14 protein-coding genes are annotated in these 17516 nt (G+C 41.6%); 7 read left to right on the top strand and 7 right to left on the bottom strand.

Features of this window, described 5'->3' with window-relative positions; translation table 11 throughout:
• Positions 1-1241 (top strand): tetratricopeptide repeat protein (locus PN457_RS10685; RefSeq protein ID WP_271733265.1); only part of this gene is annotated, 1241 nt, incomplete at its 5' end.
• An 830-nt stretch (positions 1242-2071) separates the two neighbouring features.
• Here PN457_RS10685 and PN457_RS10680 read toward each other — a convergent pair.
• Positions 2072-3634, bottom strand: a complete 1563-nt coding sequence (locus tag PN457_RS10680; protein ID WP_271733264.1) for a serine/threonine-protein kinase — start codon at positions 3632-3634, stop codon at positions 2072-2074.
• A gap of 173 nt (positions 3635-3807) precedes the next feature.
• Positions 3808-6312, bottom strand: coding sequence for a bifunctional serine/threonine-protein kinase/ABC transporter substrate-binding protein (locus tag PN457_RS10675; RefSeq protein WP_334310759.1), 2505 nt, complete (start codon positions 6310-6312; stop codon positions 3808-3810).
• A 558-nt stretch (positions 6313-6870) separates the two neighbouring features.
• Between PN457_RS10675 and PN457_RS10670 the strand changes: the two genes are divergently transcribed.
• The 3 genes from PN457_RS10670 (at position 6871) to PN457_RS10660 (ending at position 9996) form a co-directional block, all read left to right on the top strand.
• Entirely contained in the window at positions 6871-8904 is a 2034-nt protein-coding gene (locus tag PN457_RS10670) for an FHA domain-containing protein (RefSeq protein ID WP_271733262.1), read from the top strand.
• A 17-nt stretch (positions 8905-8921) separates the two neighbouring features.
• The gene (locus PN457_RS10665) at positions 8922-9368 is read left to right on the top strand and encodes a hypothetical protein (protein WP_271733261.1); all 447 of its coding nucleotides are present in this window, start codon (positions 8922-8924) and stop codon (positions 9366-9368) included.
• Positions 9369-9468: 100 nt separating this feature from the next.
• Positions 9469-9996, top strand: coding sequence for a YHS domain-containing (seleno)protein (locus tag PN457_RS10660; RefSeq protein ID WP_271733260.1), 528 nt, complete (start codon positions 9469-9471; stop codon positions 9994-9996).
• A gap of 128 nt (positions 9997-10124) precedes the next feature.
• Here the strand turns inward: PN457_RS10660 and PN457_RS10655 are convergent, their stop codons facing one another.
• From PN457_RS10655 to PN457_RS10635, 5 genes are all read right to left on the bottom strand, one after another.
• Positions 10125-11528: a ferredoxin:protochlorophyllide reductase (ATP-dependent) subunit N gene (locus tag PN457_RS10655; protein ID WP_271733259.1), complete on the bottom strand. Its 1404-nt coding sequence runs from the start codon at positions 11526-11528 to the stop codon at positions 10125-10127.
• A gap of 140 nt (positions 11529-11668) precedes the next feature.
• The gene (locus PN457_RS10650) at positions 11669-12274 is read right to left on the bottom strand and encodes a DUF5331 domain-containing protein (protein ID WP_271733257.1); all 606 of its coding nucleotides are present in this window, start codon (positions 12272-12274) and stop codon (positions 11669-11671) included.
• 29 nt (positions 12275-12303) lie between these two features.
• Positions 12304-13170 carry a ferredoxin:protochlorophyllide reductase (ATP-dependent) iron-sulfur ATP-binding protein gene (gene bchL, locus PN457_RS10645; RefSeq protein ID WP_271733256.1) on the bottom strand — a complete coding sequence of 289 codons (867 nt, stop codon included), beginning with the start codon at positions 13168-13170 and terminating at the stop codon, positions 12304-12306.
• A 506-nt stretch (positions 13171-13676) separates the two neighbouring features.
• Complete coding sequence (locus PN457_RS10640) at positions 13677-13922, bottom strand: TIGR02450 family Trp-rich protein (RefSeq protein WP_271733255.1); 246 nt, start codon at positions 13920-13922, stop codon at positions 13677-13679.
• Between the two features lie 111 nt (positions 13923-14033).
• Positions 14034-15140, bottom strand: a complete 1107-nt coding sequence (locus PN457_RS10635) for a saccharopine dehydrogenase family protein (protein WP_271733254.1) — start codon at positions 15138-15140, stop codon at positions 14034-14036.
• Between the two features lie 400 nt (positions 15141-15540).
• Between PN457_RS10635 and PN457_RS10630 the strand changes: the two genes are divergently transcribed.
• The 3 genes from PN457_RS10630 (at position 15541) to PN457_RS10620 (ending at position 17214) form a co-directional block, all read left to right on the top strand.
• On the top strand, positions 15541-15822 hold the full coding sequence (locus PN457_RS10630; protein ID WP_271733252.1) for a hypothetical protein: 282 nt from the start codon (positions 15541-15543) through the stop codon (positions 15820-15822).
• A 166-nt stretch (positions 15823-15988) separates the two neighbouring features.
• Positions 15989-16528 (top strand): general stress protein, encoded by a 540-nt coding sequence (locus PN457_RS10625; protein ID WP_271733251.1) that lies wholly within the window; start codon positions 15989-15991, stop codon positions 16526-16528.
• Positions 16529-16584: 56 nt separating this feature from the next.
• Complete coding sequence (locus PN457_RS10620; RefSeq protein WP_271733250.1) at positions 16585-17214, top strand: DUF4142 domain-containing protein; 630 nt, start codon at positions 16585-16587, stop codon at positions 17212-17214.
• Positions 17215-17516: the final 302 nt, after the last annotated feature.

Genomic DNA, 17516 nt, shown 5'->3' with positions numbered 1-17516 from the left:
GGCGGTTAGGTCGCTATGGTGAAGCGGTAGAGGCTTTTGAACAGGCGATCGCCCAAAAACCAGCGTTTATTGATTTGGCTTATTATGGTCAGGGTTTGGCTTTATGGTGGGGTGGAAAATACAAGGAAGCAGCAGCAGCGTTAGAATTGGCGGTAAAGGCTAGACCTGATTTTGTCCCAGCTTGGGATTATCTGAGTGTAGTTTATAGGGGATTACAGCAACTGGATAGGGCGCTGACTGCTATCAATCAGGCGATTAAGCTGGAGGATGGTAATCCTAATTTGTATAATCAGAAGTATGCGGTGTTGTTAGATTTAAACAGGTATGCAGAGGCTGAGTCGGCGATAAATCAGGCGATTGAACTCAGTCCCCGTCCTGCTTTTTATAGCAATCGCGGTGTTGTTTACCGTAACCAGCAGAAATGGGATTTAGCATTGGCTGATTACACCCAAGCTATTGGGATTAATCCTAATTATGCTAATGCTTACTACAATCGCGGTCTTGTTTACGTTAACCAGCAGAAATGGGATTTAGCTGTGGCTGATTTCACCCAAGCTATTGGGATTAATCCTAATTTAGCTCTAGCTTACAACAATCGCGGTATTGTTTACTATAACCAGCAGAAATGGGATTTAGCTCTGGCTGATTACACCCAAGCTATTGGGATTAATCCTAATGATGCTCTAGCTTATAACAATCGCGGTCTTGTTTACGCTGACCAGCAGAAATGGGATTTAGCTCTGGCTGATTACACCCAAGCTATTGGGATTAATCGTAATTATGCTCTAGCTTACTACAATCGCGGTATTGTTTACGCTGACCAGCAGAAATGGGATTTAGCATTGGCTGATTACACCCAAGCTATTAGGATTAATCCTAATCATGCTAATGCTTACAACAATCGCGGTGGTGTTTACTATAACCAGCAGAAATGGGATTTAGCATTGGCTGATTTCACCCAAGCTATTGGGATTAATCCTAATTTAGCTGATGCTTACTACAATCGCGGTGTTGTTTACCGTAACCAGCAGAAATGGGATTTAGCATTGGCTGATTTTAACAAAGCTATTGGGATTAATCCTAATTTAGCTGAAGCTTACATCAATCGCGGTGTTGTTTACGTTAACCTAGGAGACATCAACAAAGCCAGGGAAAACTTCCAAAGAGCAGCGCAATTATACCTCACTCAAGGTAATACCGCTGGTTATGAACGAGCAATTAGGCTTTTAAACTTACTGTAGGTGCAAGATCCCCGACTTCTCACATCATCATAGATAATCTAGGATAACTTAGCTAGAAGTCGGGGATCTGTGTGTCTGTGGGAGGGGGTGCAAGATCCCCCACTTCTCTCCCAAATATTCAATAACTCCCTAGGTTATGGAAGAAGTCGGGGAGCTGTGTGTCTGTGGGAGGGGTGCAAGATCCCCCACTTCTCTCCCAAATATTCAATAACTCCCTAGGTTATGGAAGAAGTCGGGGAGCTGTGAGGGGTGCAAGATCCCCGACTTGTCTCCCAAATATTCAATAACTCCCTAGGTTATGGAAGAAGTCGGGGATCTGTGTAACTGTGGGAGGGGTGCAAGATCCCCGACTTCTCTCCCAAATATTCAATAACTCCCTAGGTTATGGAAGAAGTCGGGGATCTGTGGGGCGATCGCCCTGGGTTGAAAAATTGCGTTTGATGCTACACGGGTAACCGGGGGTTATAAACCCCCGTCTAATAGCTAAAGTCAGATAAATCTGACTAGAAGATCATCTATTTAATTATCTGGACAAGATGCGATCGCCACCCAGGGAGGCCTGACAAACCCCCCTCTCAAAGCCATCGAAAATAAACCTTTGCGTACCTTTGCGCCAACCTTTGCGCCCCTTTGCGTTTAACAACAGATATAGTCGCCAACCAGGGAGGGATTAAAAACCCCAGCGGCGTAAGATCCCCGACTTCTTCTGGGATAATTTAGTTTCAGAAGTCGGGGATCTGTAAGGCGATCGCCCTTTGGCTGTGCTATTAATTAATATCTTTATTGGGTTTTCTGTTGTCAACGCCAATTACTAAGCTGATTATTGATTCTCATTTCCCGATAACACGCCAAAGTTCTTGATTCTCTTGTGGTAATTGCACAGAATTAATCATAGTTTCTTCTACAGGTTTTAGAAACTTATCATAATCTTTTTCTTCGGCGCTATAAGTCAGTACATAGACTTTTTGATCACCCATGATCCAAATTTCCATAACTTTAAATCCAAAGTTATTCTTGTCATTTTGTCGCATATATAGGACTCGATACGCATCTCTATCAGCAACTTTTATAGTTTCCGGTTGAATATTTTGGTGAATGCGGTTTTTAATGGCAAATTCCCTATAATCCTCTAAGGTTTCATCGGGGGCTAAATGTTCTACACTAATAATGAACTCTGGGGGTAAGCCAGTTTGGGAGACATTTATAGGGGAAATCCGCACAATGGTATCTGTTGTATTTGCTGGTTGGGGTTGCCAATTTTGGGGATATTGAATCTTGATTTTAGAGGTGGGATCTTCAAAAGATATGGTACGAATGGAAAGAGAGGGAGAAAAGACTTTGACAACACCAATACTCAGCAAAGAAATTACAGTTATGAGTAGAATTAAAGGTATTGGTCTTTTACTACCTTTTATGTAGTTAATAAGTAGAGTGAAAAAGTTTGGCCGTAGGGTTTCACTCAAAGCTTTAATCACATCCTCTGCTGACCGATATCGCCTTTTAGGATTAGGTTGTAGCATCCTATCTAAAATATCAGCTAGATGCTTACTGACAATCCCAGGATATTTTGTTCTCCAATTCCAGCGGTTATCATTGTTACGGATATACTCCAAAGAGTCTCTTGTCAGTAATTGAATACAAGAGGCCGCCAGTGCATATAAATCACTGGATGGATCAACTTCTTTCCCTGCTATTTGTTCTGGGGGCGCATATACTCGTGAACCAAAAACAAGGGAAGTTTGTAGATCGGTTTTTCCTTCCACTACTTGCTTAACAGCGCCAAAGTCGATTAAAAACAGTTTTTCTCCCTCGCAAATTATGTTGCTGGGTTTAATATCCCGATGAATAGCATGGTTTTGATGAATGAATTGTAAAACCGGTAGGATTTTTAATAACAACTCTTTAATCTTCTCTTCAGAAAAGCGCCCCTGTTTCTGAAGTTCTTGATTCAAATCCTGGCCTGCAATATATTGTTGGGCTAAATACTGTAACTCTTGTTGAGGATATAACTGACCCTGGGATTCAAAGGCGGGAGCCGTGAAGGAGAAATAATCATATAATACGGGAATGTTAGCATTTTCACCCAAGGTGAGGAGAATTTTGGCTTCCCGTTGAAAGGCTAGTTGGATTCCTTCAACTAGTTTAGGGTCATGAGTTTGAATGTTTAACCGCTTGATGACACGATAGGTTGTCACACCTTGATTGTGTAAGGGTAAATAAATAGCTTTAAAGGTGGAGCCAAATCCTCCGGTTCCTAAAGGTTCTACAGGTAGATAGTTGTTTAGTAAAATTAATGGCATCCCGCAGGCTTCACAAACCAGTTCTGGGGTGGTGGTGTCTGTCACATGGTTTTCGGGTTTGAGGCAGCCCGGTCTGGTACAATGTATTTTCATTTGTCATCATTTATGGGTGAGAGTTTATTTGTCAGTATTTATGTGTGAGCATATCAAATATGTAGCCACTATACAGCCAAGGAGCGATCGCCTTTTAATTCTCTCATAAAATCTAGGTGATTTGTCATACATTGCTTTGACTATTAACCGAGGGAGAGTGAAATTAACTGTACCTATCGGCAATCACCAAACACAACAAAGGGATTGTTAATATTATCACCAACAGTAATCAGAATGCGTTCGTTGATTTCTTTGCGATCGCCATCATGTTGGAAGCTAATAGTTTTATCCTTAGCAAATACGTCACTAACCGGGGCGTTACCAGCGTCTAAGTCCTCTAGAAATCCCCGAATTTCCAGTGAAGTAGTAACCGTTGGCTGACGACGGAAGACTGATACTAAAACTTGAGTGGCTTCATAGGATAAAACAGCATTGCGATTGACACTCCCCAACCAGTAATTCTTAGTCTCAGCAATAAAGCTTTTTGCTGCACATTGTGGGTGCCAGTCAACAGCCAGAAACAGTTTATTATTGAGATTTGGCAAACCGCCAGAGGGGCTGATAATTGACTGGTCGTAGAGGGGATTGGAACCTAAAACTATTTTTTTACCTGCATTAGATTTAATCACTTCTAGAGAGCGATCAAAAGCTTTCCTATCTTTATTTCTACCATCAGGAATCACAATTAAAGCCGTGGCATTGGCAACTTTTTTTAAAGCTTGTCCGGCGTCGAAATCATCAGCATCTAAATCAAATTCTTGCACAAGTATTGTTTTTGCCTTCAAAGTTTGCTTAAATCGCTTGAATAAATCCAGACTGAACGGGTCTTTTGGCCGGTAAAAAATTGCCACAGTTGAACCAGGATTCCCCAGCCCTAACTGCTGCAAGTGATTGACCAGGGTTTTGGCTTCGACCTTGGTGGATGCAGTTGTTCTAAAGAAGAAAGATGATCCGCAGGCTCCGCGCAGATATGCCTGGGTACTTAGGGGGGAAATGACTACCAACTCAGCCTGATTATAAGCAGATTTGAGAGCTTCGCAGGTGCTATGGCTCAGATAATGACCAACCACAGCCAGAATCTTGCGCCCATTCCCATTAGGTTGAGAGATAGCCTTGGCGACGACTTTAGCTCCTTCAGGATAATTGCGATCATTGGCAATCACCACCTCTAAATTAATCGGCTGTTTGGGGTCATTCACAGCCTTGTCTTGAGCTTGAGCAATACCAAAGAGCATTTGTTGACCAATATTGAATTGTTGCCAGTTACTATTGGTGAGGGGAACAGCAGCAGCAATGGTGTAGATGGGTTCCCCGGACTTGTGTCGCCGTCTGACTTCGGCATTGTTTTTGTAGATTAGTACCGATGGGTCTTGTAATGCGGCAATCGCTTGTTTATAAGCGAGACTTTGGGGATCACGGGCAGAGTCCTCACGCTCCTGTTTAGCCCAGCGACGAATTTGGGCAAATTTGTTTAGCGCCACGTCATATTTTTCATTTTTAAAGGCTTCAATGCCTTTGTTTTTCAGATCTTGATATATGGTATCGAGTTGGGGGCTACCCTTAAGGTCTGTGTCTCCGACGCTGATCAGTTGCTTTACCTGTCCCGGTTCTACATTCTGTTGCTTTATCTGTAAATATCGCCATATACCCCATCCTGCCAGTCCTATCAAAGAAATTACAGTTATGAGTAGAATTAAAGGTTTTGGGGGTGGTGGGGGTGGTGTGGGTTCATTTTCCAAAGCTTTAATCACAGCCTCTGCTGACCGATATCGCCTTTTAGGATTAGGTTCGAGCATCCTATCTAAAATATCAGCTAGATGATGATCACTGACAATCCCTGGATATTTTGTTCTCCAATTCCAGCGGTCATCATTGTTACGGATATACTCCAAAGAGTCTTTTGTCAGTAATTGAATACAAGAGGCGGCCAGTGCATATAAATCACTGGATGGATCAACTGGTTTCCCTTTTATTTGTTCTCGGGGTGCATATGCTGGTGAACCAAAAACAAGGGAAGTTTGTAGATCGGTTTGTCCTTCCACTACTTGCTTAACAGCGCCAAAGTCGATTAAAAACAGTTTTTCTCCCTCGCGAATTATGTTGCTGGGTTTAATATCCCGATGAATAGCATTATTTTCATGAATGAATTGTAAAACCGGTAGGATTTGATCTAACACATCTTTAATCTGCTCTTCAGAAAAGCGCCCCTGTGTCTGAAGTTCTCGACTCAAATCCTGGCCTGCAATATATTGTTGGGCTAAATACTGTAACTCTTGTTGAGGATATGACTTACCCTGGGATTCAAAGGCGGGAGCCTTGAAGAAGAAATAATCATATAATACGGGAATCTGAGGATGTAGACCTAATTGATTGAGTATTTGAGCTTCCCGTTGAAAGGCTTGTTTGATTCCTTCAACTAGTCTAGGCTTCTCATTCTCAGTTTTAATGTTTAACCGCTTGATCACACGATAGGTTGTCATACCTTGATTGTGTAAGGGTACATAAATAGCTTTAAAGGTGGAGCCAAATCCTCCGGTTCCTAAAGGTTCTACAGGTAGACAGTTGTTTGGTAAAATTAATGGCATCCCGCAGGCTTCACAAACCAGTTCTGGGGTGGTGATGTCTGTCACATCGTTTTCAGGGTTGAGGCAGCCCGGTCTGGTACAATGTATTTTCATCTGTAATCATTTATGGGTGAGAGTTTATTTGTCAGTATTTATGTGTGAGCATATCAAATATGTAGCCACTATACAGCCAAGGAGCGATCGCCCTTCAATTCTCTCATAAAATCTAGGTGATTTGTCATACATTACCAGGCAGTACAAGAAAAATGTATATCACCATACATAAGTCACATATTACTATGAAACCTGGAGAGCAGAATTTAAAAAGATGTTCCCCAGGCGATCGCCTGGTAATTATTGTGTCAACTTTACAAAAATATACAGTTATTTTTTATACAAAGAATCTCTGCAAGTATGCTTAAAGGTGAGGCTCGGATTCCGGGTATAAGCTGGTATTTTCAGGATTTACGGATATTTTCCCATTGTTGCAGTGACACAAGATTGGCAACACAGGGAAGAATACTATACTAAACTCTATTATATTTATAGTATATAATCTATCTGTCTTTGACAGTTGCCCATAGTTAATTATTCAGAGATCAGAAAATTTCAGCCCATGTCATAACTAAGTATCTGGTAGTACGGCATCCTGTAGATAAGAGTATCAAATCAATGCAAATCAAACTTATTTCCCAAAATCAGTTGACAGAGGAGCAGGAAGAGCAGATTTTTGATCTTCCAGTAGCTATAGGGCGAGATATCAGCCAACTACCCCAGGGTATGTCTCCTGTAGTTTTATTAGACTCAAGTAAGCAACTTTCCCGGTTCCATGCTGAGATTACCTCAGACAACAATCAAGTTTACCTGCAAGATAAGAGTGCTAATGGTACTAAACTCAACGACGAAAAACTAAGGGGAGAACGTCGCCCTTTAAACAATGGCGATAGAGTAACAATCGGTAACTATACGATTACCGTTCTTCTGATTCCCGATGAATCTACTGAGCCTACAGTCGTAGCTGAAAGCACATCTACAATTTTTCTTAATCCCCAATCTGAGGTGACCACAACATCAACATCAATTGTTGAAAGTTCCCAATCATCGATTATTTTTAACCCCAATACGGGGATTTTAGAACAGCAACTCACTCCGACGACATCAACTCCCTCATCAGAGTTTCCCCATAATCTGGATTTTTGGCACGGAAAACGGATTTCTTTAGAAGCCATTGATAGAAGTGGTTTTCCCGTCAGGGAAACAGAATATGTGGCCTGTGGGGGAGGAATGGGCAGTTTTGCTTGGGTGGATATGTTAAGAATTGCGGGAGTTAAAACCGAAAATATTCAGGTTTTGAGCATTCAAAACAAACCTTATCACCGCTATGAAACCTTACTGAGCAATTGTCAAATTCCCCGGTATAAACGCATTCGTTCAGGGTCAGATTCTTGTCCCGATAATATTTGGGGATGGCCAGGATATGCTCTGCGAGATGCTTGGAGAGCCTTATTTTCTGGACAGGTTGGCGCAGCGTTAGGATTTTTATGGCAGGTATTTGCAGAACCCATTCACGCAGATACCTATACCCCCCGCGCTAGAGATGTGTTTGAGTCCATGGACCGAGAAGCCCAACGCATAGGTTGGAATAAAATGCTAGAACCCGGTAGTATTCTCAGTCTGCGTCAAACCGAAGATGGTCGTTATTGTATTGCTTATTGTGCTGACCCGCAAAATAAGAGACATCCCCGATTTGTCATCGCTCAATATGTCCATCTCTGCACAGGTTACCCCGGGATTAAACTACTACCAGATTTAGAAAAATATCGTCAAGACTACCCGGAAGAAATAGGAGATTCTAGAACCGTAGTTCAAGGCTATGAACCCCATGATCATATTTATGAGACATTAGAGAAAAAAGGCGGTACTATTGTCCTGCGCGGTTCGGGAATTGTAGCCTCACAAGTATTAGATCGGTTGTATAAAGCCCGTCAAGTCAACGCTAATATTAAAGTGATTCATTTAAACCGAGAACCCCGCAAAGGCAATGAATTTGATCGCGCGCAACGGTATGTAGAAAATGATTGGGAATTTCAACCTTACAACTGGCCCAAAGGGACTTGGGGCGGTGATCTGCGCAGAATGTTAGAAGCAGCTGACCCTTTGGGAAGACGGGAGTTATTACAAGACTGGGGTGGAACAACAACAGCTAGCCGTAAGCAATGGCGACAGATTATTAAAGAAGGAAAAAAACAAGGATGGTATACAATTACCTATGGTTTAGTCACACAACTAGAACGTAATCCTCCCGGTGGGGTTGTCACCCATTTAGTCACTTACCAAGGTCTAAAAGAGGTTAGTGCTGATTTTGTCATTGATTGTACAGGGTTAGTTTCAGACCCCTTACAAAGTCCTTTTTTGCATGATTTAATTACTCATTATCAACTAGAGTTGAACCCCCAAAAGCGGTTCCATGTGGAAAATAACTTTGAAATCAAAAAGTTGAGAAATCAGAGTTCTCGTATATATGCAGCGGGGATTATCACCCTGGGTGGTCCCTACGCACCTGTGGACACATTTTTAGGCTTACAATATTGCGCCCATCGTGCTGTGGAAGCCTTAGCAGCGGCTAAAGCTCCGGGGGTGCGCTATATAGAGGGTATTTATTCTCTCTGGCAATGGTTGAAATGGGCTTTAAATAACAAACCTTAATCTATCCTTAAAATATCATGACTCCAACTTTATTCGGTCGCTGGCAAACGCGAATCTTTCTGTTAGCAACGGTGGGAATTTTAATTTCCCTCCCTTTCCATTGGGGATATTTCGGCCATGAGTCTAATGTTTACTTTTGGGTGGTATTTTATGTGGGCTTATTGGGCATAGGTTGGGATGTATTGTATGATTTTCTGCAAAAATATATGTGGGATCATGACTGGCCTGGAGTATTCCAATTTTATGCAGGAGTTGTAGAGGGGTTGGTTTTGGCTGTAATTATTGCCAATATCGGTTTACCTTATATTCCCAGGACTGAATTTGATCTAATCACATTTATTCAACATTATGGTTTAGTTTGGTTGGGGGTTTATTTATCCTCTTGGGTGGTGATGCGATTGTTGTTTCCCCGGTGGCGGTTTCGTGGGGGAGAATGGATAGGGAATTGGCCGAGAATTTCTTAAAGATTGACTGATAAAACTGTTGTGGTGTGGGCATCTTGCCCGCCCTTGTACCTACTCAGAGGTAATGTGCTGTATATTCCCACTATAGAGCTTTAAAACTATGAATCACCAAAATTTTAATATATTCATCACATCTTCACTGTTAATAGTGGGATTGGGGGGGTGTTTTAGCCCCAGTGCAAATGTTGAAACGGTTATTCCTAACCTTGAATCTCCAGCTAATGCTCAGAATGTCGCCTGGGTATTTGATGCGGAAAATGCGATCGCCTTGAAAGGGTATGACCCCGTTGCCTATTTTCAACAAGGAAAACCAATTGCAGGTAGTTCTAACTTTACCCATAAATGGGCAAATGTCAATTGGCGATTTTCGACTGCGGGAAATCGAGATTTATTTGCTAAAAATCCCGAAAAATACGCCCCTCAATATGGTGGTTTTTGTGCTTGGGCTGTCAGCAGGGGATATACTGCACCCATTGACCCCAATGCATGGAGAATTGTAGAAGGGAAGCTATACTTAAATGCTGACCAGAGGATTCACAGACGCTGGGAAAGAGATATCCCGGGACATATTCAAAGAGCCAATAGAAATTGGCCTGGAATAGCTCAGAATATCCGCCGCAGAAATTAAACTTAATTAAGAAATCATTGACATAGTGCGGGCATCTTGCCCGCTATAATCAGCAATGAGAGCATCCCAAAGGAAAAAAGGCGAACAAAGTTCGCCCCAACATGATCTGCTATAACTCAGCCAAACACTTAAATTTTTGCCTCTTCCTTGACTAACTTATCCCAACCCAAATCTTTAAGATTATTATTGCGGCGCAGGGGACGGGTCACCAACTCCAGAAGGTCACGGGCGTTAGTAAAACCGTGAATTTGCGCAAAGGTGAACTCTACTGACCACTTAGTATTAATACCACGGGCTTCTAAAGGATTAGCGTGAGCCATACCAGTAATTACCAAATCTGGTTTTAATTCATAAATACGCTGCACCTGATTGTAATTATCTGGTTTCTCGATAATCTTGGGCAGAGGTACACCCATTTCGTGACAAGTTTTTTCTAATAGCGCCAACTCAGCAGCTTGATAACGCTTATCCATATAGGGGATACCGATTTCATGTACGGTCATTCCACAACGTACTAAAAACCGAGCTTGGGAGATTTCTAGTAAGTTATCACCCATAAAGAAGACAGACTTACCCTGAATAATTTTCACATAATCTGCCAAACTTTCCCAAATTTGCGCTTCCCGCTCATCTAAACCCTTGGGAGTAATACCAAACACAGAGCAGATTTTCTCAACCCAAGCGCGAGTACCATCAGGGCCAATGGGGAAAGGTGCGCCAATAAGTTTACACTTGCGGCGACGCATTAAGGTAGTGGCGGTGCGACTGAGGAAGGGGTTGACACCAGCCACATAATACCCTTCTTCAATCACCGGTAATTCAGTAAACCGCTTTGCAGGTAGCCAACCAGAAACTTTTATCCCTTGTTTCTTGAGTTCCAAGGTTAACTGGGTGACCACAGGATCAGGTAGAGAACCGAACAGCACCAGGGGAGGATGATCTACATACTCGGATTCTTCTTGAGCGACTTCTTCTTTCTTTTTGCCAAAGTTGAGCAGCTTTTGAATCGCATTACCTTCATTTTTATCAGTTGCTGCTGGTGGTGCTTGAGTGGGACAACGATTAGCCATAGATGCTAATACGGTATCTTCCCCTTGGGTAAAGGCATAATCTAAACCATTAGCACGGGCGACAACAATAGGAATACCAATTTCTGATTCTAACTTGGGTGCTAAACCTTCTAAATCTGTTTTAATAATTTCCGTAGTGCAAGTACCAATCCAGACAATTACACTGGGATTGCGATCGCGCTTAATTTGCAAACACAACCGCTTTAACTCCTCATAATCATTCAGCTGTGCGGAAATATCCCCCTCTTCTAATTCTGCCATGGCATAGCGAGGTTCAGCAAAAATCATCACCCCCATGGCATTTTGCAAGAAATACCCACAAGTCTTAGTACCAATCACCAGAAAGAAGCTATCTTCAATTTTCTGGTATAACCAAGCCACACAACTAATGGGACAGAAGGTGTGGTAATTGCCAGTTTCGCACTCAAATTTTAAAGTGTCTGGTTGTTGAGCGATAGTCATTTGTATTTTTCTCCCCTTAGTATTTAATAGCAGATGAATATAGGGCGGGCATGGGGGGATGATACTTCCCCCTGAGTAACCCATTTTGTGTTATAATCAGTCAATTGTCGGTACTTGATATTCAACAAAAACGGTAACAATTAAGGTTTAGGGAACAGACGCGCAAACTCTGATTCATCAAAAACATCCTCTGAGAGTTCTTCCCCACTTTTTTCTAATCCGCTTTCTTCCTCCCAGACATCTGATAGTATGTCTTTTGTCTGGGAATCATCCAGGATTTCTTGAGATCCAGGTGTTGTTGCAAAGGAAATCCCACCAAAATCATCAGCTACCATAGTGGGTGATGATTTAGACACAGTTTTCAAGTTATTTTGTCCTTTCTGAGATGCGCCCCTCAAGTCATTGACATGAACATCATCTTTCCGGTTCTGATTCACATTCCGCATCTGTTCTGTGGGATTGGGGCGATAACCCAGAACAATATCGGGGTCAAAATCCAACTCCAGCACCTCAATCAGAGTATCAGCGTCAGGATTCAGTTTGGAAAAAGGCATCATTAGCTGTGCTAATTGGGGTTCTAGAGCATTGACAACACCCAAGATGAGGTATGAACTTGGTCGCTTTCCGCCATCTGGAGTAGAAACCGACTCGGCTATCATATGCAGAACAATCCACTCACGGTTTGTCTCAAAGAATTCTAACCACTTTTGTCTGATTTCATCTGTAAAGCTATTAAAGAAAGCCATATTTTTCCCCATCCTGGAACTTGATGATGCTATACAATCATCAAGTCTAGTTCTTCTTCCAAATTCGTCACCTGTGGTTTAGCTGGATTTAGATAAAAATCAGACAACAAAGAGAACAATTCCCGATCTTGAGCATCTTTAGGCACAACACCCTCTGGACGTGCCAGAATCTGGTCAGCGATATTCAGGTAGTAATCGCAAACGTAGCTCAGAGAAGGGTCATTTTCCGCCATTTCAAATAAAGTTTTACCCTTAACACGAGAAACACGAATATCTTCAATTAAAGGTAACACTTCTAACACCGGCATAGGCACTGCTTCTATATATTTCTCGATTAAGTCCCGCTTAGAGGTGCGATTACCAATTAAACCCGCTAAACGCAGGGGATGAGTGCGGGCTTTTTCCCTCACTGAGGCTGCAATGCGATTGGCGGCGAACAGGGCATCAAAGCCATTGTCAGTCACAATCATACAATAATCTGCATAGTTGAGTGGCGCAGCAAAACCACCACATACAACGTCACCCAGGACATCAAACAGAATTACATCGTACTCATCAAAGGCGTTGAGTTCTTTAAGTAATTTTACTGTCTCTCCCACTACGTAACCGCCACATCCAGCACCAGCAGGCGGTCCACCAGCTTCTACACAATCTACACCACCATAGCCTTTATAAATTACATCTTCTGGCCAAACATCTTCATAGTGGTAATCCTTTTCTTGGAGAGTATCAATAATTGTGGGAATTAAAAACCCTGTGAGTGTAAAGGTGCTGTCGTGTTTGGGGTCACAACCGATTTGCAGAACCTTTTTACCCCGTTTGGCTAAGGCGACGGATATATTACAGCTAGTTGTAGATTTACCAATACCACCTTTTCCGTAAACTGCTAGTTTCATTGTTATTTACCTCTAATAATTTTTTATCAAACTCCTGGCGGAAGCTTTTACCTTTACCTAGCCGGGGGATGTCTGAGCTATGTGATTTTGATTATTGACGATATTCCACAGAAAAGAAAGGGGGTGCAAATATGAAAAAAGTATCTATAAGATGTTTTCAGCATTAAAACAGATTATTTATGAATTTTTTAGGCTGTAAATCTTAATATTAGCTTTAAAAGCTCATAAATTGCTGTTTTTTATCCATTTTTTATAAAATAGTTACAAAAGACAAAAATAACTCTATGTACTTTTGTATATAGTTTTTATGGCGGAAAACTAACATCAGCCACACTGATCCCCTGGGAAAGGGGCTGAGTTTGAAACCTCAATAGACAGATTAGCTATGCAATCCCCAAGGGGTATATTCACAAATACACAACACTGGGAAGAATATCTCAACTATGCTTTTCATCCCTTAGTGATTGGTTTGTAATAAATTATTAATTTTAGGTTTTAGCTGATATTTAGGTTTCTCGTGCTTCAATTTCCTGTAAAGATTGCCAGCCAGCTTTCCACTGAGAGTTATCTTGTAACAATTTTGCGTTTAACCAAAAGCGGACATTGGGGTCACAAGCTGCAACCATTTCGGCATATACCCACTTACTCTGATTTTTCCGGTTAACGACCTGGAAGTGTCGCCAACCATCTATTTTTTTCTGTGCTGTCCACTTAGAACCCACTAGGTGAGGAAATTTTTCTTTTTTACGCATTGAACACACCGAACACACCGAAACACACCGAACTTGGTGTATACTTCATTAGCCTCGGAAAGGCCATAACACCATATCAATAATTATACAATAAACACTAAGAAACTTGTTTTAACACCAATGGGAATTAATCTGAATTCCTCGTTTTTCCATAGCCTGCATAAATAAATCTGTTGGTAGTGCTGCTTCTACAGGTGAAACCCCAGGTTTTTTCAGCTTCCCTGCTAATAATAATTCTGCAATGCTCCCAGCACCACAGCCAGAAGCTACGGCGGTATTTTCATGTACTACGGTAGAACGGTAAACACCGATTTCACCATTTTTTTCACCTGTGACTTCTGAACGCACTGCTACCCCAATTCCACTAAAATTATTAGTGAAATCTGTCATTAAATGACTCACACGGGCTAAAAATTCAATCATGTAACGACGCTGCATTAACCACTTGGGTAATATATGGGCTGCTGTCCAGGTGAGGTGGTTGTAAAAGTCGGGAATCGAGCCAAATTTGGTAACTACGGTTTTAACTGATGGGAAGGCTTGGGGTATTGTAAAGGTTTCTGGCATATCAAACCAGTAAACCCCATGGAGTCTATAGGGAGCGGGAAAATCAACTACTTCTCTTTGACTGTAAGGCTCGATTATTTGCCATTTTCTATCTATCCAGGCCTCAAAAGGATATTGCAACCCTAAAAATGTGGTGCGCATGACTGTGATTCCCGCGCCTCCAGAACCACATACTAAGTAACTTAAATGTATTTCTTCTGGTTGGTCAAATTGCTCCGCACACTGACGCACCATGCTATTAGAGATACCAGGGAAAATTCCCGTATTAACAATTGCCGTCACACCCGCTGCAACAGCTTGTTGATGATAATTTAGCGCCTTGGTAGTATAAGAACGATGGTCACTGACATCTATATAGTTTACCCCTTCTTGAATACAAATTTTGAGAACATTAGCATCTCGGTAGTGAAACGGTCCCGCACAATGGATAACTAAATTAGAATTAGCGATCGCCTCTCTCAATTTCTCAACTTCTGCCAAGTCTAACACCAAAAACTGAACATTTTCACCCAAAGACAACTGAGAATTACTGTGTGTTTCCGGTGAACGCCCAGTAATGGTAATTTCTGCACGGGTGTGGGTAGCTATATCTAGAGCAACATGGCTACCAATCCGCCCTCTTCCACCCAAAATCAAAACGCGATCTTTCATTACTCCAATATAGACAACACCAATTACTATTTATTGCACCAGTTTTTGGCCTGATTTGTCATCGGTTGTCAGTATGAATTTAATCTGAATGCAGAGTAACTGCAACCCAAAGCCGCCAAAGCTTTACCAGGGTAGGGTTAGAGAGGGTAAACTAAATTGACAGCTTCACAAAAAATTAGTGTGAATCATAACTTGAGTCTTTAATATGATCTGATGCTGTAGAGAGACGTTTTACTAGTTGTATAGAATTACTATCGAATGTAAATACAAGATTCCAGTGCGGTATTACTGAGGGTATCATAGCCAATTAAAAATTGAGAATACTGCCAGATTTTGTATTGATTTCATGGAATTACCGGGCTATTTAACAATTTTGCTGCTGTAAACGCAGGAGATCCAAATGAAAGCAAACAAGAATGTAAGTTTCTTCAAAATGCTTGTTAACCTTGTGGGAGTAGCTGGTATCAGTGCTTTGGTGAGTGTTCCCGCATTTGCATTCACCAATTTAAACACATCTACAACTGGTACCTTACACTCCCAAGTACAACCACCAACAGATGATACTACCACTGAAACACCAGAACAACGACAAGAACGAGAAAGACGAGAACAACAAGAAACAGAAAGACAACAACAACAACAACAAGAACCACAACAACAACAACAAGAACCACAAACTTAGGAAGTTTCTCACTAACAGAAAATGATTTACACCCACAGAATATATTTTTTTTGAGTTTTATAATATATTCTGTGGCTTTTTGCAGTCCAATGATTTATCTACCTGACTTAAAGCAATTAAATCAATCTTGATAACTTTAATTATCAGACTGAGAAATGAGGAAAATATGGTTAATCAAAATCATAAATATGCAGTGGGAGTATTTACCAAACATCAACAAGTAGAAGCAGCAATCAATCAACTGAAAACATCCGACTTCCCCATAGAGCAAATTTCTATCATTGCTAAAGATGTAGAATCAGAAAAGCCCTTGGGTGAGGCGCAGGTCAGCGATCGCATTGGTGAGCAAAATGTTAATGTTACCAAGCCAGTGGGGGAAACACTGACCGCTACTACCTGGGGTAGTCTGTTAGTTGGTTTGAGTAGTTTGGCTATTCCCAGTTTAGGAGTGTTATTAGCCGCTGGTTCCGTCGGTGTAGCCTTAATTGCTAGTATGGCGGGTGTAGCCGTGGGAGCAGTCGCAAATCAAAATTTAGTTCAGGCCTTGACTGATTTAGGTATACCCGAAAACCAAGCCAGAGTTTATAGCGATCGCCTGCAGCAGAGTGATTATTTACTCATCCTCAATGGCACAGATAAACAGATTCATAGTGCTGAAACCATTTTACAAAATCAAGGTATTAAAAATTGGGGTATATATAGTTAATTTTAGTTAATTCCTCTGAACTTTCCTTAGCAATTAACTATATTTATCAAGGTCATATGATGAATTTATTACCCGACAACTCAGGAAAGAAAATTACTCATCTCATCGCAACTATGGGGTTTACTAGTGCGATCGCGATCACCGGATATGATCAGATTCATCAAGAAGCGATCGCCCACACAACATTTAGTCAATATACTATACTAGAGGCTCAAACTGCACAGATCAGTCAAATGGACATGATGTATGTGCAAGAAGCATTTCAAGCAGGAATCGGAGAACTGGAACTAGCAAACCTAGCTTTGGAAACATCAAAAAACGAAAATATCAAACAATATGCTCAACAAATGATTCAAGACCATACACGTTTGAATCAGGAATTAATGCAATTAGCTCAACAAAAGGGAATGAATCCACCCACTAATATTAGTCCCAAATATCAAGCCTTAAAAACGCAACTATCAAAACTGTCTGGTGTCAACTTCGACCAAGCATACATCAATGAAGCTGGCATTAATGGACACATGGAAAATTTAGTTATGCATACCCGTCAGATCCAACTAGGTGAAGATCCAGACCTACAAGCCTTTGCGGCTAAAAATTTCCCCATTCTAGAGACACACTTGCAATTAGTGGAATTTATATTAATGGTTAAGATCCCCGACTTCTCACATTATCACAGGTAATCTAGGATAATTTAGCTAGAAGTCGGGGATCTGTGGGGCGATAGCGAAGCGCTGCTGCAAGCAGATCGCCACCCAGAGGAACCGGGGGTTAGAAACCCCCGTCTGAAAGCTAAAGTCAGATAAATCTGACTAGAAAATCATGTATGTGATTATCTTGAGACTAGTTAAAGGCGATAGCGAAGCGCTGCTGCAAGCAGATCGCTCTGACGGTATCTGGGAGGGGGTGCAAGATCCCGGACTTGTCTCGCAAATATTTAATAAGTCCCTAGGTTATGGAAGAAGTCGGGGATCTGTGGGGCGAT

The organism is Anabaenopsis arnoldii (genome assembly GCF_028331025.1).
Lineage (GTDB): Bacteria > Cyanobacteriota > Cyanobacteriia > Cyanobacteriales > Nostocaceae > Anabaenopsis > Anabaenopsis arnoldii.
Note: the sequence above shows the minus strand (reverse complement) of the source record. Positions and strands in the feature narration are given on the sequence as shown.

Coding starts and splice junctions, on each gene's coding strand:
- PN457_RS10680 (WP_271733264.1), bottom strand. CDS start 3,634: ATGAAAATACATTGTACCAGACCGGGCTGCCTCAAACCCGAAAACCAT.
- PN457_RS10675 (WP_334310759.1), bottom strand. CDS start 6,312: ATGAAAATACATTGTACCAGACCGGGCTGCCTCAACCCTGAAAACGAT.
- PN457_RS10670 (WP_271733262.1), top strand. CDS start 6,871: ATGCAAATCAAACTTATTTCCCAAAATCAGTTGACAGAGGAGCAGGAA.
- PN457_RS10665 (WP_271733261.1), top strand. CDS start 8,922: ATGACTCCAACTTTATTCGGTCGCTGGCAAACGCGAATCTTTCTGTTA.
- PN457_RS10660 (WP_271733260.1), top strand. CDS start 9,469: ATGAATCACCAAAATTTTAATATATTCATCACATCTTCACTGTTAATA.
- PN457_RS10655 (WP_271733259.1), bottom strand. CDS start 11,528: ATGACTATCGCTCAACAACCAGACACTTTAAAATTTGAGTGCGAAACT.
- PN457_RS10650 (WP_271733257.1), bottom strand. CDS start 12,274: ATGGCTTTCTTTAATAGCTTTACAGATGAAATCAGACAAAAGTGGTTA.
- bchL (WP_271733256.1), bottom strand. CDS start 13,170: ATGAAACTAGCAGTTTACGGAAAAGGTGGTATTGGTAAATCTACAACT.
- PN457_RS10640 (WP_271733255.1), bottom strand. CDS start 13,922: ATGCGTAAAAAAGAAAAATTTCCTCACCTAGTGGGTTCTAAGTGGACA.
- PN457_RS10635 (WP_271733254.1), bottom strand. CDS start 15,140: ATGAAAGATCGCGTTTTGATTTTGGGTGGAAGAGGGCGGATTGGTAGC.
- PN457_RS10630 (WP_271733252.1), top strand. CDS start 15,541: ATGAAAGCAAACAAGAATGTAAGTTTCTTCAAAATGCTTGTTAACCTT.
- PN457_RS10625 (WP_271733251.1), top strand. CDS start 15,989: ATGGTTAATCAAAATCATAAATATGCAGTGGGAGTATTTACCAAACAT.
- PN457_RS10620 (WP_271733250.1), top strand. CDS start 16,585: ATGATGAATTTATTACCCGACAACTCAGGAAAGAAAATTACTCATCTC.